This is a genomic window from Nocardia mexicana NBRC 108244 (assembly GCF_001613165.1).
Lineage (GTDB): Bacteria > Actinomycetota > Actinomycetes > Mycobacteriales > Mycobacteriaceae > Nocardia > Nocardia mexicana.
Window position 1 is genome coordinate 1 of the sequence record NZ_BDBV01000142.1, and the last position, 19,306, is coordinate 19,306.

Annotated in this window: 22 protein-coding genes; 8 read left to right on the forward strand and 14 right to left on the reverse strand. The window is 68.0% G+C overall.

Features of this window, described 5'->3' with window-relative positions:
* Nucleotides 1–864: hypothetical protein (locus NM1_RS43245; RefSeq protein WP_218022192.1), on the forward strand; the 864-nt coding region annotated here is incomplete at its 5' end.
* Here NM1_RS43245 and NM1_RS39060 read toward each other — a convergent pair.
* On the reverse strand, nt 801–1,472 hold the full coding sequence (locus NM1_RS39060) for a TetR/AcrR family transcriptional regulator (protein ID WP_068032608.1): 672 nt from the start codon (nt 1,470–1,472) through the stop codon (nt 801–803). The genes NM1_RS43245 and NM1_RS39060 overlap by 64 nt on opposite strands.
* 118 nt (nt 1,473–1,590) lie before the next feature.
* Between NM1_RS39060 and NM1_RS39065 the strand changes: the two genes are divergently transcribed.
* Both NM1_RS39065 and NM1_RS39070 read left to right on the forward strand, forming a co-directional pair.
* Nucleotides 1,591–3,117, forward strand: coding sequence for an amidase (locus tag NM1_RS39065; protein ID WP_068032610.1), 1,527 nt, complete (start codon nt 1,591–1,593; stop codon nt 3,115–3,117).
* Nucleotides 3,118–3,285: 168 nt separating this feature from the next.
* Nucleotides 3,286–3,933 (forward strand): class I SAM-dependent methyltransferase, encoded by a 648-nt coding sequence (locus NM1_RS39070; RefSeq protein ID WP_084520468.1) that lies wholly within the window; start codon nt 3,286–3,288, stop codon nt 3,931–3,933.
* Nucleotides 3,934–4,079: 146 nt separating this feature from the next.
* Here the strand turns inward: NM1_RS39070 and NM1_RS39075 are convergent, their stop codons facing one another.
* On the reverse strand, nt 4,080–4,538 hold the full coding sequence (locus NM1_RS39075) for a YkgB family protein (protein ID WP_246011611.1): 459 nt from the start codon (nt 4,536–4,538) through the stop codon (nt 4,080–4,082).
* A 137-nt stretch (nt 4,539–4,675) separates the two neighbouring features.
* Between NM1_RS39075 and NM1_RS39080 the strand changes: the two genes are divergently transcribed.
* Together NM1_RS39080 and NM1_RS39085 are read left to right on the forward strand one after the other, a co-directional pair.
* Complete coding sequence (locus NM1_RS39080; RefSeq protein ID WP_068032614.1) at nt 4,676–5,248, forward strand: CGNR zinc finger domain-containing protein; 573 nt, start codon at nt 4,676–4,678, stop codon at nt 5,246–5,248.
* 71 nt (nt 5,249–5,319) lie between these two features.
* Nucleotides 5,320–5,610, forward strand: a complete 291-nt coding sequence (locus NM1_RS39085; protein ID WP_068032616.1) for a hypothetical protein — start codon at nt 5,320–5,322, stop codon at nt 5,608–5,610.
* A gap of 10 nt (nt 5,611–5,620) precedes the next feature.
* Here NM1_RS39085 and NM1_RS39090 read toward each other — a convergent pair whose 3' ends face one another.
* The 10 genes from NM1_RS39090 to NM1_RS39135 all read right to left on the reverse strand — a co-directional run bounded on the left by NM1_RS39090 (nt 5,621) and on the right by NM1_RS39135 (nt 15,259).
* Nucleotides 5,621–6,211: a chloramphenicol phosphotransferase CPT family protein gene (locus NM1_RS39090; RefSeq protein ID WP_068032618.1), complete on the reverse strand. Its 591-nt coding sequence runs from the start codon at nt 6,209–6,211 to the stop codon at nt 5,621–5,623.
* Between the two features lie 234 nt (nt 6,212–6,445).
* Complete coding sequence (locus NM1_RS39095) at nt 6,446–7,090, reverse strand: DUF8020 domain-containing protein (RefSeq protein ID WP_147289110.1); 645 nt, start codon at nt 7,088–7,090, stop codon at nt 6,446–6,448.
* A 127-nt stretch (nt 7,091–7,217) separates the two neighbouring features.
* Nucleotides 7,218–8,777, reverse strand: a complete 1,560-nt coding sequence (locus NM1_RS39100) for a long-chain-fatty-acid--CoA ligase (protein WP_068032622.1) — start codon at nt 8,775–8,777, stop codon at nt 7,218–7,220.
* Complete coding sequence (locus tag NM1_RS39105; protein ID WP_084520469.1) at nt 8,771–9,478, reverse strand: 3-oxoacid CoA-transferase subunit B; 708 nt, start codon at nt 9,476–9,478, stop codon at nt 8,771–8,773. The genes NM1_RS39100 and NM1_RS39105 overlap by 7 nt, the downstream gene beginning before the upstream one ends.
* A complete protein-coding gene (locus NM1_RS39110) occupies nt 9,475–10,248 on the reverse strand; it encodes a CoA transferase subunit A (RefSeq protein WP_068032624.1) in 774 nt (257 codons plus the stop codon). Before NM1_RS39110 ends, NM1_RS39105 begins: the two co-directional genes overlap by 4 nt.
* Entirely contained in the window at nt 10,245–10,838 is a 594-nt protein-coding gene (locus NM1_RS39115) for an RBBP9/YdeN family alpha/beta hydrolase (protein ID WP_068032625.1), read from the reverse strand. The genes NM1_RS39110 and NM1_RS39115 overlap by 4 nt, the downstream gene beginning before the upstream one ends.
* On the reverse strand, nt 10,835–12,181 hold the full coding sequence (locus NM1_RS39120) for an MFS transporter (RefSeq protein WP_084520470.1): 1,347 nt from the start codon (nt 12,179–12,181) through the stop codon (nt 10,835–10,837). The genes NM1_RS39115 and NM1_RS39120 overlap by 4 nt, the downstream gene beginning before the upstream one ends.
* 70 nt (nt 12,182–12,251) lie before the next feature.
* The gene (locus tag NM1_RS39125) at nt 12,252–13,304 is read right to left on the reverse strand and encodes a beta-keto acid cleavage family enzyme (protein ID WP_068032627.1); all 1,053 of its coding nucleotides are present in this window, start codon (nt 13,302–13,304) and stop codon (nt 12,252–12,254) included.
* Between the two features lie 46 nt (nt 13,305–13,350).
* On the reverse strand, nt 13,351–14,244 hold the full coding sequence (locus NM1_RS39130) for a TauD/TfdA dioxygenase family protein (RefSeq protein WP_068032644.1): 894 nt from the start codon (nt 14,242–14,244) through the stop codon (nt 13,351–13,353).
* A gap of 40 nt (nt 14,245–14,284) precedes the next feature.
* Nucleotides 14,285–15,259, reverse strand: a complete 975-nt coding sequence (locus NM1_RS39135; RefSeq protein WP_068032629.1) for a quinone oxidoreductase family protein — start codon at nt 15,257–15,259, stop codon at nt 14,285–14,287.
* A gap of 292 nt (nt 15,260–15,551) precedes the next feature.
* Between NM1_RS39135 and NM1_RS39140 the strand changes: the two genes are divergently transcribed.
* Together NM1_RS39140 and NM1_RS39145 are read left to right on the forward strand one after the other, a co-directional pair.
* The gene (locus tag NM1_RS39140) at nt 15,552–16,544 is read left to right on the forward strand and encodes an AraC family transcriptional regulator (protein ID WP_068032631.1); all 993 of its coding nucleotides are present in this window, start codon (nt 15,552–15,554) and stop codon (nt 16,542–16,544) included.
* Nucleotides 16,545–16,667: 123 nt separating this feature from the next.
* Nucleotides 16,668–17,609 carry a hypothetical protein gene (locus NM1_RS39145; protein WP_147289111.1) on the forward strand — a complete coding sequence of 314 codons (942 nt, stop codon included), beginning with the start codon at nt 16,668–16,670 and terminating at the stop codon, nt 17,607–17,609.
* Between the two features lie 48 nt (nt 17,610–17,657).
* Here NM1_RS39145 and NM1_RS39150 read toward each other — a convergent pair whose 3' ends face one another.
* Entirely contained in the window at nt 17,658–18,362 is a 705-nt protein-coding gene (locus tag NM1_RS39150) for an LmeA family phospholipid-binding protein (protein WP_068032637.1), read from the reverse strand.
* A gap of 160 nt (nt 18,363–18,522) precedes the next feature.
* Complete coding sequence (locus tag NM1_RS39155) at nt 18,523–19,095, reverse strand: TetR/AcrR family transcriptional regulator (protein ID WP_068032639.1); 573 nt, start codon at nt 19,093–19,095, stop codon at nt 18,523–18,525.
* 85 nt (nt 19,096–19,180) lie between these two features.
* On the opposite strand from NM1_RS39155, the gene NM1_RS42840 reads away from it, so the two are divergent.
* A partial coding sequence (locus NM1_RS42840; protein WP_157124107.1) for an NAD-dependent epimerase/dehydratase family protein occupies nt 19,181–19,306 on the forward strand: 126 nt, incomplete at its 3' end.

Sequence of the window (19,306 nt, forward strand, 5' to 3'; positions counted from 1 at the left end):
GACCGGATGTGGGCGGGCCACCGCGTCGCCGACGCCCCATCGACGGCGGCCGTCGACCGGACCGTGCGGGCGTGCGCCCTGCTGCGGCGCGCGACCACCACCCTCGATACCGCGCTGAGCGGTGACATCTCCGCGCTGGCAACAGGTTTCGACACCATGTCTAGCGTGATCGCCCTCTACCCGGGCCACGACGCCATGGTCCGCCGAGTCCTCGACGGATTCCTCGGGCGGCTCCCCACCGGGAACGCCTGCCACACGGTCACGATCACCGACTGGCTCGCGCAGCGACCGCCGACGGGCACCCCGCTCGACCGCGCCACCGAGGTCGCCGTCCGGATAGCACCGGCGGCGAGGATCGCCTGCCAGCTGGACACGCTCCGCACCTCGCTGCGAACCACCGACCCGAACGGCCAGCCGGCCTACTGCTCCCGGCCGCAGCCGTACGCGGGCGCCCGGCCCTACGGCCCGCCCGGCCCGGATCTCGCGCTGCTTTTCGGAAACGGCACCGACACACAGCAATTCCCGGCCGAGTGGCGCGCCCGCGATGCCGCCGACGCCGTGCTGATCCTCTGCGCGGGCCCGACGGAATACGGGGATCCGGTCGAAACCTGCCCGTACGTCACCGAAACATCCCACCGCACCGGGGACGTGACCTTTCACAAACGCGCAATTCCGGTGCGCGCCTATGAGGTTCGGACCGGCAGGCTCATCACGGATGCCCGGATCCAGATCGGCGGCGCCAGCTGTCCCGACACCCTGCACTATCGGAGTTTCGCCGACCTCGGCCCGCCGCCGCGGTTCTACGTGAGCTCGTCCGACGGCGACGTTCGTGCCGCCTTCGATCCGCTGATCAACCCGCGCTGATCGGGGACCGTTCCACGCTGGTGCATGAGGAAATCCACGGCCGCCTCGAACGCCTCGTCCACGCGGGCGCGATCACCGGTCGTGATCAGGTCCAGCTGCAGCCCGCGTACCTGGGCGAGGATGAATGTCGCCGTCCGCGAGCGCGTTTCGACCGGCCAGTGAAATCTCTCGAGTTCGCGTTCGATCACGGTCAGCCAGTCGACGACCAGCCGGGACCCCACGTGGTCGGGCGTGCGCGCGGCGGTCGCGACGAGCTCGAACAGGACCAGGAACTGGCGCTGTTCGCGCGGGCGGCACAGATGCCGCCAGGTGGCGCGCAGCAGGTCCGCGGGCGAATCGACGGCCTGCAGCTGTTCACCGAGCAGGTGCTGTTCGAAATCGGCGCGGATGCGCTCGAGCACCTCGGTGACGAGCGCCTCCTTGGTCGCGAAGTGCCGGATCAGCGTGGCGTGGCTGACGCCGAGCGCGCGGGCCACCGGACGCAGCGACAGGTCGCGCACGCCGTTGTCGAGAACGTATTCGGTCGCGGCGGCGAGCAGCTCCGGGCGGCGGTGCTGGAACCGCAGCGCGCGACCGTCCAGCTTCGTCTCGCCGTTCCGCTCGGTCATCGCAGGAGCATAACGGGTCGTCACAGCGGGAAAATTCTACTCGCTCCGAGCGGTTGCGTAACCGAGTGGTACGGCTATCCTCGGAGGCGGCCGGGCATTCCGCGACGAGGAGACGACGATGAGGTACGACGAATACCGCCGGTACGACGCGGTCGGTCTGGCGGAGCTCGTCGCCCGGGGCGACGTGCACCCGGCGGACCTGCTGCGGCTCGCGCTCGAGCGCTGCGCGAAGGTCGATCCGGCGATCAATGCGGTGAGCTTGCTGATGGAGAAGAACGGGGAGGAACTCGCCCGGCGATCCGATCTCGGCGGCCCCCTCGCCGGGGTGCCGTTCCTCCTCAAGGACCTCGGTCAGGACTATGCCGGATACCCGACCTCCGCCGGTACCGGGCCGCTGCGCTCGATCCGCGCCGCCCGCCACAGCACCGTCGTGCAGCGCTGGCTGGACGCCGGTCTGGTGATCTTCGGCAAGACCACCACGCCCGAGTTCGGCAGCAAGGCCATCACCGAGACCAGGACCTTCGGCGCGACGCGCAACCCGTGGGACACCACCCGCACTCCGGGCGGCTCGTCGGGTGGTTCGGCGGCGGCCGTCGCCGCCGGGGTCGTCCCCATGGCGGGCGCCAGCGACGGCGGCGGTTCCATCCGCATCCCCGCCGCCTGCACCGGCCTGTTCGGCCTGAAGCCCGGGCGCGGCCTGGTCCCCAGCGGTCCCGATGTCGGCGATCCGCTGTTCGGCGCCGCGACACCGGGCGTGCTGTCGCGCAGCGTCCGCGACACCGCGGCCATGTTCGATATCCTCACTCAGCCGGATCCCGGTGCGCCCTACACGGTTTCGCGTCCCGACCGGCCGTTCCGCGACGCCGTCACCGAACCGCCCCGACGCCTGCGCATCGGCTTCACCAGCGATTCCCCGCAGGGCACCGCGGTCGATCCCGAGGCGGTCCGGGCGGTCGAGGACGCCGCCGCCTTGCTCGAATCCCTGGGCCACACCGTGGAACCCGCCACCCTCGGCATCGACGGCCGCCGGCTGGCATTGGACTTCATGACCGTCTGGACCGCCTCGGCCGCCGCCGAACTGGACCGTACCTGCCGCCTGACACGTTCGTCGCCAACGGATTTCGATATCGATACCCAGGTCCTGGCGGCGGTGGGCCGGGCACTGTCGGCACCCGAACTCGTCCTGGCCCACGCCCGCTGGAACGACTACACCCGGGCACTGGCGGAATTCCACGGCACCTACGACCTCCTGCTCACCCCGACCCTGGCGGTGCCTCCGCTGCGCATCGGCCAGAACCGCACCCCCGCGCTGGCCGATACCGTGCTGCCGCCCTTCCTCCAACTCGGCGCCGGGAAAGTGCTGTCCCGCACCGACTTCTACCGCAATCTGGTCACCGCCAACCTCTCCGCGGTCCCCTTCACCCAGCTGGCCAATATCACCGGCCGTCCCGCGATGAGCGTGCCCACGCACTGGACCGCCGCGGGGCTGCCCCTGGGCACCCAGTTCGTCGGCCCCTCCGGCAGCGAATACCTGCTCCTGCAGCTCGCGGCCGAGATCGAAACCGCTCGACCGTGGTTCGACCGCTGCCCGCCCGAATCCGGAATCCAGCAGCCGATCGCGGCCGGGGTGGGTCAAAGCGTGTAGGCAACCGGCCCGGGGCCAGCTCGGCGGCACGCCGGTGGTATGTAGCAAATTTTCGGCATACGATGTGGCATATTGACGGTGCGGAGAGCCACCATTGCACCGAGCGATAGGGGCGACATCGTGACCAGTAGCGGGTTTGCCTATACGGGGTGTTCCAACCTCGAAGCGATGGCCGAGGCCGTCAACTACAACAGGTTCCTGGTCGATACCGTCGAGAAGCACGTGACGGCGCCGGGCCTGCGTGTGCTCGACTTCGGCGCCGGGTCGGGAACCTACGCCGACCTGCTGGCCGCGCGGCACATCGTCCCCGATTGCCTCGAACCGGATCCCACCCTGCAGTCCGCACTCCGGTCGAAGGGTTACCAGCTGGTCGACGAGACCCCGGGCGAACCCGAGCGGTACGGGGTCATCTACACGTTCAATGTCCTCGAGCACATCGAGAACGATCAGGCGGCGGCGCAGCGTCTGGCCTCGCTGCTGCGCCCCGGTGGCACCCTGGTCGTCTACGTTCCCGCACTCGAGGTGCTCTTCTCGGCCATGGACGTCAAGGTGGGACATTACCGGCGCTACCGCCGAGCCCAGCTCGAGCAGATTCTCCGCAAATCGGGCCTGCTGATCGTCGAATCGCGCTACTGCGACCCGATCGGTTTCTTCGCGACCTTGGCCTACAAGCTCTTCGGCCGCAGCGACGGCACGATCAACCCCGCCGCCCTGAAACTCTACGACCGCGCCGTCTTCCCGCTGAGCAAGGCCCTCCAGTCCGTCACCAGCAGACTGTTCGGCAAGAACGTCCTGATCGTCGCCACCAAGGCCTGATCCCCCGACCCGGGGATTGATCGCGCATCGGACCGACGCGGGTTGGAAGGGCATCCACTACCACGAGTCACTACCCGACGCCCTGGTCGAATAGCCTTGGCCGACGCGGCCGGCAGCAGCCCCGATCCGCTCGGGGCGACTGCGATCTATCGCGGGCCCGTCGACGGGATCGGGGCGCGTGCCCGGGTGAACGATTCGGCCGCGGTCACCGCGGCCGCGCCGAGCAGAACCGCATCCTTGATCAGGAACGCCGCGCCCGCGCCGAGGAACGGAAATCCGTAGCCGGGCTGCCAGACGTCCGGGGTGGTGATCATGAAACTGAGCGTTATCAGGAACATCGCCACCGCCCCGGCGCTGGCCAGGGCCGAGATTCGTGGCATAAGCCACCACAGCGCGATCAGGGCGGCCAGTCCGATCTCGATGACCCCCAGGAGATTCGACAGCCCCTGAACGCTCAGGAATCGGTAGAGCCAGGACATGAGCGGCGAGTTCGCGACCAAGCTTTCGATGCCCTCGGCCTCATAGGTGAAGAACTTCATCGCACCCAGCCAGGCCAGTACGAGTACCAGGCTGTATCGGACGATGCCGGTGGAAATGGTCTGCACCGCAGTGGTTCTCAGTGGTCGCGAGAGAGCGGCAATGAACATGGGCTTACTCCGTTGCTGAAAATGACCATCTAACTCGATATGACGGTTAGTTTACGGCCGGAGCGACTAACCAGTCAACGGGCTATGATGGTCTCGTGATTGCGGAGGATGCGGCACGGAGGCTGGTGGCGTTCATCAATACCCGCCATTGCCCCGACGGTGACGATGCGCTGGCCGACGAACGCGGCCCCGCCTGGCTGGCCGACATCACCGGTTGCGCGGAGTCCGAACTCGATGAGCACGAAGCGGATTCGGCACTGCGCGACATCCGGCAGCTGCGCGAGGCGCTGCGCCAGCTCGCCGCCGCCAACAACGGTCAGCAACCCGACGAACGGATCCTGTCCGCCGCCCGGACGATCCTGGAAACCGCGCCGCTGTATCTGCATCTCGGCGACCACCGGCGGCCACCACGACTGGACGCGACGGGCACCGATCTCGCCGGTCGATACATCGCCACCGTCGCACAGGACTACCTCGCCGTCCGGTCCTCCGGAAACTGGCTGCGACTCAAGGCATGCGCGTCCGACGACTGCCGCTGGGCCTACCTCGACACCTCACGCAATCGCTCGCGCCGCTGGTGCGATATGACCCTCTGCGGCAATCGCGCGAAGAACCGAAGCTGGCGCGAACGCGCACACCCGGACTCGGCGACTCCGCCCGTGGGTTGATCACTGCCGAGAGGACCGGCGTCGGTACGATTCACCCGGTTCGCCGGCCTGCGGTATGGGTACTCCCAGGTATGGACGCAACGCCGCATCCCCCGAAGCTGATACTCGGGGTGGAGTCGGGAACCGCGATCCTGGCCGTCATCACCTGCCTGACATTCGCCGTGACAATCTTCGCCATCGCCGGATCCTTCGTCACCGCCGGTCTCGCAACCCTCGCACTGACCGCCGCCATCCCCGTGACCTCGAGACTTCTGCCCTCCCACTCCGTACCCCTGCGCTGCTCCTCGCGCACCGCGCGCCCGATGCTCGGCAGCTCCCGGCGTAACCGTTCGGGCCACCGAAACGGCCTGGAGGAGAAGTAGATCGGGATATTCAGGCCGGCGGGCACAGCAGTACGGCCCTGGCCAATTCGGCGGGCGTTCCCGTGGTCGTGTCGACCACCATGTCGTAGGCGTGCTCGTGATCGTGAACCGTACGGAGATGCCCGCGGGCCAGCCCGATCTCGTTGCCGCGCGCCAACTCTCGCTCCTCCGCGACCGCCAGCGGACACATGACACCGACCAGTCGCACGTCCAGACCTGCGAGTGCGTCCATCCACATGGGCATCAGCTCCGGGGCCAACAGCATCTCGTCGATCACCAGATGATCACCGCCATAAGCGAATTCGGCCGCCGCGGCGAACGCCGACCGCAGCATCCGCAACCCCACCGCGCCGTAGCGGATGACCACCAGTGGCCGCCCGTCGGCGTCGCTGCCCGTGCGGTCGTACCAGAACCCGTCGCGGCTGCGCGGCCCGTCGCGCCCACCACCCCAATTCGGCGGCACCATGTCGAACAGCGTGTCGATACCCCAGTAGACGAACGGAACATCGCTCTCGTCCTGGATGGCCCGAGCCAAGGTGGTCTTCCCCGAACTCGACGTCCCATTGAGAAAGATCACCCGCCCGGGGCGTTCGCTCCGCATACGGCCACACTATCCACTGCTCCGCCGCACGCCGGTCCACAGCAGACTCCAAGCGGCGACGTGACGGACCTCGACGTTGAACGGTCGCGATCAGATCGGGGAATGACGACGTTGTCGAAGCCCACCCGCGCTATTTCGTGGCCGGGCCCGGCTGCGCCGGATCCCTGCAGTAGGCGAGTTCGGGTGGGCAGGGGGTGAGGACGGTGGAGAAGTACTGGATGGCGGAGAACAGGGTTATGGGGCCTCCGGCGAGGATGATGCAGCGATGCCGCCGACGGCGCCGAGAGTTGCGGCGCCGAGGACACAACCGGCGATGGTGGCGCCGACGAAGGGGAGTAGGAGGGCGATCACGGGGCTCGAGATGGCCGCTCCGGCGGCGCCACCGACCAGGCAACCGATACCGCCGCCGAGGATGGCGCCGAGGACGGTGCTGACGGCCGCGCCGATCGCCACACGCTGGGCGAAGACCGCGAGTGCCTGTGTGTCGCGCGGGTTGAACGATTCGGCGACGTGCTGGATGGCTTGGTCGGCGTTGACGACCCGGCCGGGATCGACCGCGGCGCGGCTGTTCTCTCGTAGCGGGGTCAGGATTGCGGTGTTGCCGTCGAGTCGAGCGTCGATGGGGTAGGCGACGCTGTCGATCTGGTAGGTGAGCGGGATCGCTGCGACCGGCCGGTCGGTGTGATCGGCGACGACGAGTTGATCGCCGACGATTCTCGGTGCACCGTCGCCGAGGATGAGGACGGCGGTATCACCGTCGCGGCGCACCTCGTAGTGGACCGAGTTCTGCGGTGCGGGCAGTGGCGTGGCCGCGCCGGGCACGGCGGCGAGAGCTGTCGCCGTGGCCGTAAGTACCACGGTGACAGCGGTTTTCCTCATCTTCATGGGATCCTCATCCTCGTTGATGCGGTCGGCACAGTGGTCTGTGCCTGGCTCGGGGAGCGGGGTCACAACACGCTCGCCGATCCGGTGTCAGGCACCGGATGCTTGCGATACGACCCGGCTTTCATTGCGGGAGACGAAGTTCTCGCTTCAGGATCTTGCCGCTGGCCGTCATCGGCAGAGCGTCGGTGAACCGTATGCGCCGGGGGTACTTGTAGGCCGCCAGCCGCTCTCGGCACCAAGCGATCAGCTCGGTATCGGTGATACCGGAACCCTCTTCCGGCACAACGAATGCCGCGATCTCCTCGCCGTATCGGTCGTCGGGCACACCGACAACGGCTACGAGCGAGACACCCGAATGAGTGAGCAGGACTTCCTCGATCTCGCGGGGGTAGACGTTGAATCCGCCGCGCACGATCATGTCCTTGGCCCGATCGACGATGTAATAGAACCCGTCGACGTCGCGTCGGGCCAGGTCACCGGTCCGCAGCCAGCCGTCGCGCAGCACCTCGGCGGTGGCCCGCGGCCGGTTGAGATAGCCCTTCATGACATTGTGGCCACGCAGCGCGATCTCCCCCACCTCGCCGATGCCGATCACACTGTTCCACTCCGAATCCACCAGGCGCGCTTCGACACCCCAGACCGGGACGCCGATGGAGCCGGGACGCGAGGCGCGGTCCGGATCGGCGAAGAGGGCCAGCGGCGAGGTCTCCGACATCCCGTACCCCTCGAGGATCTGCACACCGAACCGTTGCGCGAAACGGGCGTGGATATCGGCCGGGAGAGCCGCTCCGCCCGAGATCGCGCGCCGCAGCGTCCGCGCGACACGGTCGACGTCGACACCCTCGCCGAGAGCGTTGAGCAGCCCCCAGTACATCGTCGGGACACCGGCGAAGAACGTGATCTGCTCGTCCGCCATCGCCTGCAGCGCCGCGCCCGGATCGAACCGCGGCATCAGCACCAGGGTCGATCCCACCGACAGCCCCGCGTTCATGTTGATGGTCTGGCCGAACGAGTGAAACAGCGGCAGCGTGACGAGGTGAATGTCGTGCCGCTCCGGTTTGTTGTCGAACAGCCGGTTGGCCGTCAGCGCGTTCAGCACCATATTCGCGTGAGTGAGCTCCGCGCCCTTGGGTTTTCCGGTGGTGCCGCTGGTGTAGAGGACCACCGCGGTGTGGTCGGGGCGGCGTACGAGGGTGTCGAAACTCTCCGGCCGCGAGGCGAGAGCCTGGGCGAGGGTATCGATGCCGGGATAGGGCGAGGGTGCGGCGGGATCGGTGGTGATGACGACCATCTCGCGGCAGCCGGGGGCGTCCTCGAATCCGTCGAGACCGTACTCGCTCATCGGCAATTCCGCGGTGCCTTCGTAGCAGAAGTACATGTCGGCTTCGGAATCGGTGAGGTGGTAGGCGATTTCGGGAGCGGTGAGCAGAATGTTGAGCGGGACGACGACCGCGCCCGCCTTGAGGATGCCGTGGTAGACGGCAACGAATTCCGGCAGGTTGGGGCACGACAGCGCGACTTTGTCACCGGGTTCGACACCGCGCGCCACCAGCAGGTGGGCGACCTGGTTGGCGCGGGCATCCAACTCGGCGTAGGTCAGGCGTTCGTCGCCGAGCCGCACGGCATCGTCGTCGGGGTAGCGACGGGCGGTGTCTTCCAGCAGCATCGCGAGGTTCAGCACGGTCGGGGATCCTTTTCGGCGTTGCGAGACAGGAGATTCCGCGACACGCACCCAGCGATCAGCGGCGCCTCGGTAGCCGCCCGCACATCGGATTCGCGCACTCCGGGCGCGCATTCTTGTAGCACCAGGCCGTCACCAGTCACATCGATGACGGCGAGATTCGTGATGATGCGGTGCACCACGCCCTCCCCCGTCAGAGGTAATGTGCAGCGGCGCACGATCTTCGGCGCCCCGGACTTGTCGGTGTGCTCCATCAGCACGATCACCCGGCGCGCGCCGTGGACGAGGTCCATCGCGCCGCCCATACCCTTGACCATGCGACCGGGCACCATCCAGTTGGCCAGGTCACCGGTGGCGGAGACCTGCATGCCGCCGAGCACCGCCGTGTCGATGTGACCGCCGCGGATCATGCCGAAGCTGGCGGCGGAGTCGAAGTACGACGCCCCCGCGGTCACCGTCACGGTTTCCTTACCGGCATTGATGAGATCGGCGTCCACCTCGTGCTCCGCCGGATAGGGCCCCGTGCCGAGGATGCCGTTCTCCGAATGCAGGACGACCCGCACATCGCCGGGCAGGTGGTTGGGGATCAGGGTGGGCAGTCCGATGCCGAGATTGACGTACTGTCCCGGCCGCAGTTCGCGCGCCGCACGGGCCGCCATGGCGGTGCGTGGCCAGCCGAGTTTCTCTGGCGCGTAGCTCATTTCGCCTCCTGGGGAATCGCGACGGTGAGTTTCTCGATCTGCTTGCGCTGTGCACCGGCGTGCACGATGCGGTCGACGAAGATGCCCGGCAGGTCGACCCGGCCGGGGTCCAGATCGCCCGCGGGGACCAGCTGTTCGACCTCGGCGATGCAGATCCGTCCCGCCGCGGCGGCCAGCGGGTTGAAGTTGCGGGCGGACTTGGCGAACACCAGGTTGCCCTCGGTATCGCCGATCAGGGCGTGCACCAGGGCGTAGTCGGTGGTGATGGCCTCCTCCAGCACATAGCGCCGGTCCGCCCAGCGACCGCCGAAGGTGCGCACGGCCTTTCGCGGCGAGGCGACCGCAACGGATCCGTCGGCGCCGTATCGCCAGGACAGCCCACCGTCGGCGATCGGTGTCCCCACCCCGGCCGGTGTGTAGAAGGCGGGGATACCCGCTCCCCCGGCCCGCAGCTTCTCCGCGAGCGTGCCCTGCGGCGTGAGTTCGACCTCGAGCTCGCCGGACAGGTATTGGCGCGCGAACTCGCTGTTCTCACCTACATAGGAGGCGGTGATTCGTCGGATTCGCTTGTCGGCAAGCAGGATTCCGAGTCCGTGATCGTCGGTACCGCAATTGTTGGAGACGATCTCGAGATCGGTGGCGCCTCCCGCCGCCAGCGCCTCGATGAGGGTGTCGGGAATGCCGCACAGCCCGAATCCGCCGACCGCCAGCGAGGATCCGGAGACGATATCGGCGACCGCCTCGCCCGCCGAGCCCAGCACGGTGCTCATCGCGCCACCTCCGGCGTGTCCGGTGCGGTCATGGCGACGACCTTGTGCAGCAGTTCCTCGGCGCGCGGCCAATGACCGTAGCCCGCAGCAGGATTCAGATGCCCGACATCACCGAGGTCGACCAGTCGGCTCCCCCACGCCTCGGCCAGCCCGGCGACGCGGCGGAAGGATGCGAGCGGATCGGTACTGCTGGCGGCCACGATGGTCGGAAACGGCAACCGCCGCCGCGGAATCGGGTTCCAGCCGTTCAGATCCAGGGCGCTCTTGGTCGGATAGCCGTCCGGCAGCGGTGATTCGAAGTCCGGTGGCGTCGCCAGCAACGCGCCGTCGACCGGCCGGGTGGCCTGCTGCGCCCAGTGCACGGTGATCATGACCCCGGCGCTGTGCGCGACCAGGACCACCGGGCCGTCGACGGCGGTGACGACGGCGTCGAGGGCGGCGACCCGCGCGGCACGGCTGAGTTCGTCGCGTTCGAGGGGCGGCACGATCCGCACCCGGTCGAGGGTGTCGGCCAGCAGTGTCTGCCAGTGCTCCGCGACGTGATCGCGCAACCCGGGCACGATCACGACGGTCGGTCGGCTGTGGTTCATGATGCGGTATCTCCTTGGGCGCGTGGACGGTACGGTGCGGCGTCGGCAAGAGCCGGATGGTCATCGGGCGAAGCGCTGCCGAGAGCGTCGCGCCTGCGCAGCCCGGCCGGATACAGACGGCGGCCGAGGATCAGCGCGGCGATCGCGGCGACGTAGGTCAGCGGCGCCAGGGACAGCGCGGTCGGCAGCCCCACGCTGTCGGCGAGCACCCCGACCACGAACGGCCCCAGCGCCAACCCGAACAGACTGTTGGCGAGCGTGAGGGTGCCCATCGCCGAGGCCCGGACCGAGGCGTGGGTGAGGTTGGCGACCATGGCCGCCGTCGGCCCGGAGGATCCGCCCGAGAACAGCGCGCCGATGCCGATCAGCGTCAGCTGCAGCGGCCCGGTGTCCAGGGTGAATCCGACGGTCAGACAGATCAGCGAGATGAGGCAGAACACGATGGCGGCGGTCCACTTCCGCGACATGTCCGCGCGGCCGACGCGATCGGTGACCACCCCGCACCCGACCATTCCGGCCCCGACCAGTAGGACGAATGCCGCGGCCACCGCCGCCGCGCGGTCCGGCGCCAGGCCGTAGGACCGGTTGAAGAAGCTCGGCAGCCACGACAGCAGCACCGCCGCGGTGAAGATCTGTAATGCGCTGCCCGCGTAGGCGCACAGCACCGCGGGGTTGGTGAACAAGGTGGACACCGGCGCCCGGAAGTCCGCGGCCGCCGATCCGGAGGGCTCGGCCTCCACCGCGTACCGGGACAGTTTGGCGTCGCTGACCAGCGCCCGAAACACCACGGCCAGAACGAGTCCGGCGATGGCCATCGTGGCGAAGGCCCAGCGCCAGCCGAGATGGACGGCGATGACGCCGCCGAGCGACACCCCCAGCACCGACCCGAACGACCCGCCCGCCATGAACGCCCCGCTCAGCGCGGCGTGCCGATGGGCGGCGAAAATACCTAGTACCAGCGCGATTCCGACGCTCCCGTAAGCCGCCTCCCCCACCCCGACGAAGAACCGGGCGGCGAGCATATGGTCGTAGCCGGTGGCCAGCGCGCACAGCAGCGTCGCGATGCTCCACAGCACGGCCATCAGCACCAGGCTTCTGGTTCGGCCCCAGCGATCGGCCAGCACCGACAGCGGCAGGGTGAGGATTCCGACCATCAGGGCGACGACGCTGTTGAGCGAGCCCAGCCGGGAATCCGACAGCGCCCATTCGTCTTTCAGGAACGGGAACACGGCGCTGAGGACCTGGCGGGACATGTAGTCGGCCAGCAGCAATCCGAAGGCGAGGGCGAACACGAGCCAGGGATAGATCCGCCCGGCCGTGCCCGCCCCTGTGCGCAACTCCATTGGTGCTCCTACATGACCCGGCGGGCGGCGACGGTAGACCGCCCGCCGGAGCTGAGAATTGATCGGCGAGTCAGGCGTGGTGGGTGAATCCGAGCTGACCCGGCCTGCGGCTGGGCGCGAACCCGATCTTGGCGAGCGTCTCGTCGGCGTCGCGGTACCGCTCGTCGAGCTTGTAGATCTGCCGGGCCTCCTTACCGGTGGCGACCTCGCGGCCCAGTTCACCGGCGATGCGGACCAGCTGTTCGATCTGCTGCACCGAGGTCGTCTTCTCGCCCTTGCGGCCCCATAGCGTGTCCTCGTTGCCGCAGCGGGCGTGCAGGCCCATGGCGATGGCCATGGTGTTGACCGGCAGGCAGCTGCGCATCAGCGTCTCCAGCGTCAGTACCGCGCCGTCGGGCACCCGGCGGATGAACTCCATCATGTTGTAGGGGTTCGGTCCGTCGAAGCCGCCGCCGATGCCGACCCAGGTCACCATCAGCGGCCCGGTGTACACGCCGCGGCGGATCAGCCGCTCCACGGTCTCCAGCTGCGCGATGTTGGCCAGCTGGAAGTGCGGTTGAATACCGTTGGCCTGCAGCCGCTTCAGATGCTCGTCCACCCAGCCGGGCCCGGCCGGGACATACATCTCCCGGTAGGCCTCGTAGACCTCCGGCCGGGTGATCGAGGTTCCCGCGATGTCGTCGTCGGTCATCAACTCCACGATGTTCATCTGGTTGGTGTTGATGGCGATCGTCACCTGGTCCGGTTTCGGATCCAGTTCGGCGAGCATGTGGCGGGTATCGTCGGACAGCCATTTCGCCTCCGCGCCTTCGCCTTCCGGCGCGAACGAGATCGACCCGCCCACCTGCAGGATCATCTCCGGCACGGCCTCGCGCAGCCGTCCGAGCAGTTCGTTGAACTTCGACAGCCGCTTGGAGCCCTTGCCGTCGAGTTCCCGCACGTGGATGTGCAGCACCGTGGCACCGGCGTTGTAGCAGTCCACCGCCTGCTGCACATGCTCGTCCATCGTCAGCGGCAGGTCCTCACGGAAATCGTCCGGCTCCCATTCCGGACCGTACGGCGCCACGGTGATGACCAGCTTCTCCTGTGTCTCCGGGAACAGTGAATCATCGTGGAAATACATGGATATACTCCGATCTCGATCGAAAAGTGTTGTTAATAGGGCGTTTTCAGAACGGCGTGTCGCCGACGATCCCGGCGCGCTCCATCTTGCGGACCCCGGGCCAGTAGTCCTGCACCGCGTAATGCTGGGTGCTGCGGTTGTCCCAGATGGCGAAGCTGTTCGTCGTCCACCGCCACCGCACCTGGTATTCCGGCACGCTCGCCTGGCGCATCAGCATGTGCAGCAGCTCCGCGGCGCCCGGCGCGTAGTCGATGCCGAACCGTACATTCTCCGGGTTGTGATAGTTGACGAAATGCGTGGTGAAGGAGTTGACGAACAGGATCTCCTCGCCGGTCTCCGGATGCGTACGCACGACCGGGTGTTCCGCGTCGGGGTACCGGGCATGCAGCTGATGCCGCTTGTCCATCGGCAGCACCGCGCCGAAGCTGGCCTCGATCGAATGCCGCGCGCGCAGGCCGCGAATCTGTTCCCGCACCGATTCCGGCAGGCGCCGGAAGGCCTCGGCCATGTTCACCCAGATCGTGTCCCCGCCCACCGGCGGCGTCTCCACACAGCGCAGCACGCTGCCCATCGACGGGGATTCGCGCCAGGTGGCATCGCAGTGATAGGCGTTCTCGTAATGTTCCGGCGCGCTGTCGAGGTCCTTGTAGATGCGTACCAACCCGGGATTGTCCGGGTCGCTGCCCAGTACCGGGTGATCCTCCAATGGGCCGAAACGTCGTGCGAGAGAAACATGTTCGGCACGGGTGATGTCCTGGTCGCGGACGAACAGCACCTTGTACTCGAGCAGCAGCGCCCGCAGCTCGGCGAACAGGTCGTCGCTGCGCGCCACCTCGCCCAGGTCGATATCGAACAGCTCGGCGCCGATATGACAGGTCAGCGGCTGCACGCCGAACGACCCGCGCATCATCGAATTCTTCACAGGCACAACGGTTGTCATGATCACTCCTCGGGGTTGCAGGGACGGCCGGGCCGCGGGCTCACACGGTGAAGACCGAGGAGCCGATGCTGCGGCCCGATTCCAGATCGCGATGCGCCCGCACCGCATCCGCCAGCGCGTAACGCTGGTTGATCTCGATGCGGATGCGCCCGGCAGCCACGTGGGAGAACAGTTCTCCGGCCAGCTCGGCACGCTCCGCGGGGTCGGCGATGTAGTCGGCCAGCGCGGGCCGGGTCACGAACACCGACCCCTTGACCGCCAGCTGCATCGCGTCGATCGGCGGCACCGGACCCGACGCCGTCCCGAAGCACACCAGCAGGCCGCGCCGGGCCAGGGAGTCCAGCGACGACTGGAACGTCGACTTGCCGATGCTGTCGTAGACAACGGGAACGCCTGCGCCCCCGGTGATCTCGCGCACCCGCGCGGCGACGTCCTCGTGGGTGTAGATCACCACGTGGTCGCAGCCGTGGGCGCGGGCGATCTCGGCCTTCTCGGGGCTCGACACCGTGCCGATCACGGTGACGCCCAACAGCTTTGCCCACTGCAGGAAGATCAGGCCGACACCACCGGCGGCGGCGTGCAGTAGCACGGTGTCACCCGCCCGCACCGAATGGATCCGCCGCAGCAGATATGCCGTCGTCAATCCCCGCATCGTCATGGCCGCCGCCGTCTCGAAGCCGATGTCCTCGGGCAGGCGTATGAGGTGTTCGGCAGGCATCACCCGCTCCGTGCTGTAGGCGCCCAGCGGACTTCCGGTGTACGTGACGCGGTCACCGGGCCGGAAATCACCCGCCCCGGGGCCGGCCGCCTCGATCACACCGGCCGCTTCGACTCCCATGCCCGCGGGCAACGCGGCCGGGTACAGGCCACTGCGAAAGTAGGTGTCGGCGAAGTTCAGCCCGACCGCCTCGTGGCGGATGCGCACCTCACCCGCGCCGGGCTCACCCACATCGACCCGTTCCCAGCGCAACTCCTCCGGCCCACCGGTCCGATAGAAGCGAACAGCTTGTGCCACAGTCGAATCTCCTCTCCATACCGCCACATCCGCGCAGGCGCGGTCGGCTCGTGCCCGACGAACAGATGTCCGGGAACCCGCCGTTCCCGCCGCCCGGGTTCGGGCGCGCACAAAAGCGGGGGCTATCCGGTGCGAGTGGTCAGCAGGAGGTCGTCTCGGGTGCGCTCACCGAGCACGATGTCCTCCTTTCCGCTGATCAACGCCGTGATACAACCCACGTTAAGCCGGATTCCAAGGCACCGCTTATCCTGGCGGGACAGAAATATGTTCATCTCGAGACATCGGAGGTGCGGTGAAGCCGCTGGCCCGCTACGCCGCATTGCACAGCTACGTCGAGCTCGGCCAGTCCCTCGGTATCGCCCCCGTGGAGCTGATCCGCGTCGCGGGTCTCGATCCAGCCAGCCTGAGCCTGCAGGACCGCTGGGTTCCCGCGGCCGCCATCGCCGACCTCCTCGAACGCTCCGCGAGCGCGTCCGGATGCGAGGACTTCGGTCTGCGGCTGGCCGAACGCCGCCGCTTCGCCAATCTCGGGCCGCTGAGCCTGGTGCTGCGGGACGAGCCCGACGTCCGCAGCGCCCTGCGCATCATGGCCCGGCACGAGCACATGTACAACGAGGCACTGCACACCCGCCTCACCGAGCACAACGGGATCGCCACCATCCGACTGACCCTCGACGTCGGATCGCCCGGCGAGACCCGGCAGGCGGTCGAACTCGCCGTCGGCGTACTCCACGGACTCCTCCGCGGTTTCCTCGGAACCGGTTGGCAGCCGATGGAAGTCCGCTTCACCCATCCCGCGCCCCGGGGCCACGGCACGCGACACCGACTGCTCGGGCCGCACGTCACCTTCGACCAGGACTTCGACGGAATACTCACCTACACAACCGATCTCGACACCGCCAATGCCATGTCGGATCCGCAGCTGCGCTCCTACGCGCAACAGTTCTTCGACTCCCTCCGAGACACCGGCACCGCCACGACCTCCGACCGCGTCCGTGAGCTCGTCGAGCTGCTGCTGCCCACCGGCCGATGCTCTGTCGAGCAGATCGCCCGCAGCCTCGGCGTCGACCGCCGCACCATCCACCGGCACCTCGCCGCCGAGGGGGAAACCTTCACCTCCCTGCTGGACACCACCCGTGACGAACTCGCCCAGCGCCTGGTCGCCAATCGCCGCCACTCCCTCACCGAGATCGCCGAACTGCTCGCCTTCTCCTCACCCGGAAACTTTTCCCGCTGGTTCCGGCAGCGCCACGGGTGCAGCCCCACCCAATGGCGCTCTCTATGAAGGTTTTTCGACTGATCACGGGGCTGCCGAACTAGACTGAAGACTCCTCGGCCGCACAACGATGTCGCCGTTCTCTTCTCCGCAATTTCCACCATCTCAGTGCAGAAAGCCGCGGTGAGTCCCGTGATATCCCGACCTTCCCCCCGCCATCCCGATACCCGGCTCTGGACGTCCGGCGCAGCCCAGGGCGGCACCTGGGTCGACCAGACTCCGGTACCCGGCGCCACCTCGCCCGACGCACCGACGCTGGCCGTGTTCCAGCACTCCCTGCACATGGCCTGGCGCGCGGACGACAGCACCGACAGCATCTGGTTCTCCAGCACCGGCGACGGCGATACCTGGGCCACCCCGTGGAACCTGCCGTATGTCGGCACCTCCGACCGACCGGCCCTGTGCGCGGCCGACAATGTCGGCACCGACACGCTGCACCTGGCCTGGAAAGGCGCCGGACGCGACCAGAGCATCTACTGGTCCACCTCGACCGACGGCATCAAATGGGAGGATCAGCAGATCCTGGGCGGCGGCGAGACCGCCCGCGCACCGGCCCTGGTCGTGTTCCGCGGTGTCCTGCATGCCTTCTGGCGCGGCGGCGACCATCTGATCACCTCCGACCAGGGCCTCTACGCCTCGGCCCGCAGCGGGTCCGGATGGAGCTCCCCGATGGGTCTGCCCGGAATGGCTTCCGCCGCCGGTCCCGCCGTCGCGGCGCTCGACGACACTCTGTTCCTCGCCCACCGCGGGACGAAGGCGACGCTCGACGACGACAAATGGATTCGGCTGTGGAGCTCGCGCAACGGCGTCTCCTGGACCTCCCGGGCCAACCCGCCCGACGCCTACTCCGATCTCGCACCGGCGCTGACCGCCCACGACGGGCGGTTGCACCTGGCCTGGAAATCGGCCAGCGGCACGGAGATCTGGTACTCGTCCTTCGGCGGTGACCAGGCCTGGCTACCGCCCGCCCGCGCCGCGGCCTTCGAAACCGGTTGCGGCCCAGCGCTGTCCGCATTCCGTCCCGCGACCGGCAAGACCGAACTGCAATTGGCCTGGCGCGGCTCGAGTCTGTAACCGCCCACGATCGAATACCTTGCGCCGCTGCCGACTCGGCGAGCGGTACTAGTTCTGTTGCGCGAGGTCGGAGAAGCGCACGTCGTGGGCCACGGCGGTGGCGTGGAGGCCGTCCGGTTCCGGCTGGATGGCCGTCAGCCGGGCGCCGAGCGGCAGGCGCTGCAGCGGCACCGTGAAGGTGAGCGTGCTGCGCAGCATGGCCAGGGAAATGGTCGGTCCACCGGTCGCGGGCTGGGCCGCGACCGGCGTGACCTCGATGCCGTCGTCGGTGGGCGCGACCGTCACATCCACCGTGGCGGGCACGGGGACACCCTCCACCGAGAATGTCCCGGTGACCCGTAAACCGTTCGGGCCGTGGGTGATCGACTCCACCTCCGGTGGCGCGAAGCCCTGCACGGTGTCGTAGGGAACCACCGCCGTCGCCGTCGCGGTGGCCGCGACCAGGTTCGATGTGCGGTTCTGGAGCAGGTCGCCCAGCGGCGCGGACACGTCGGTCAGTGTGACGTCGAGGTCGTGGACGGTGAGGTTCTCTCCGCTCCAGTCGCCGACGCGGATGCCGACCTCGCGATAGTGGCCGTCGACGGCCTGGGTCAGGAACGGGAAGCCGCCGATATCGACGCTCGGCTGGTTCGGGAGGTTGTAGTCGGCGGCGATCTTTCGGCCTATCTCGTTCTGCGCCAGCACGACGGCGACCCGGTCGCCCGCGACCAGCGCGATCGCCAGCACGACGATCAGTATCAGCAATGCGCGCATGCGCTCACCCGCTCGTCCATCCCACCATCATGCTGTCGGTCGGGACCGGCCGGTGCCAGCGACCCGACATAGTGAGACATCTATCCCGACCGCCGTTGTCGACGTGCAGCTCTCACTTTGACTAAGTTTTTAGTCAGGAATACAGTTCGCCTCCAGCAGCTCAGGTGAGCGATCGGCCTGCCGCCCGCAGTTCCTCCAGGGCCGTCAGGCAGTACGGCGCCAGGGCGGCGTCCCGGTCGGCCTCCAGCCACCGGGCGTAGCCCTGTTTGAACGCGAGGACGCCGAGCTCGGCCGCGAGATGCGCAGCCGGGTTCGGCACATTCCGGGCGAGCAGGGCGTCGGTCATGGCCGCCGCGAGACCCACATGTTTGAGCGCATCCCGTTCCTGGAGTTCGACATTGGCGGCGACCGCGGCCTGCAGGCGGGGCGCGAGCTCGCGGTTCATCGGCCCCATGGCGCTCGACGCACGTTCGAGACCCGCCGCGACGGCCGCGAGCGGTGTGGCACCCTCGGGCGCCTCGGCAATCCCCTCGGCCAGCAGTCGGCTCAACGTCTGCTGCCCGGCCACCAGCAGGTCGCGCTTATCGGGGAAGTACCGGAAGAAGGTGCTCTTGGTGAGACCGGCGCGCTCGGCGATCTGCGCCACCGTCGTGGCGTCGTATCCCTGCTCGGTGAACAGATCCACAGCAGCCAGTACGAGCCGCTCCCGCGCTCCAGGTTCCCACCGTGCCATGCGGCCATGGTAAGCGATGGGACTGTTGTCCCATCACTCTGATATGGTGATGAGACAACAGTCCCGTCACTGTCGAGGAGGAGACATGCACGTCTTCATCACCGGCGGCACCGGCCTGATCGGCTCGGCCGTCGTCGCCGAACTGCTCGGCAACGGCCACACGGTGCGCGCGCTCGCCCGCTCGGATTCGTCCGCGGCGGCCCTCGCGGCC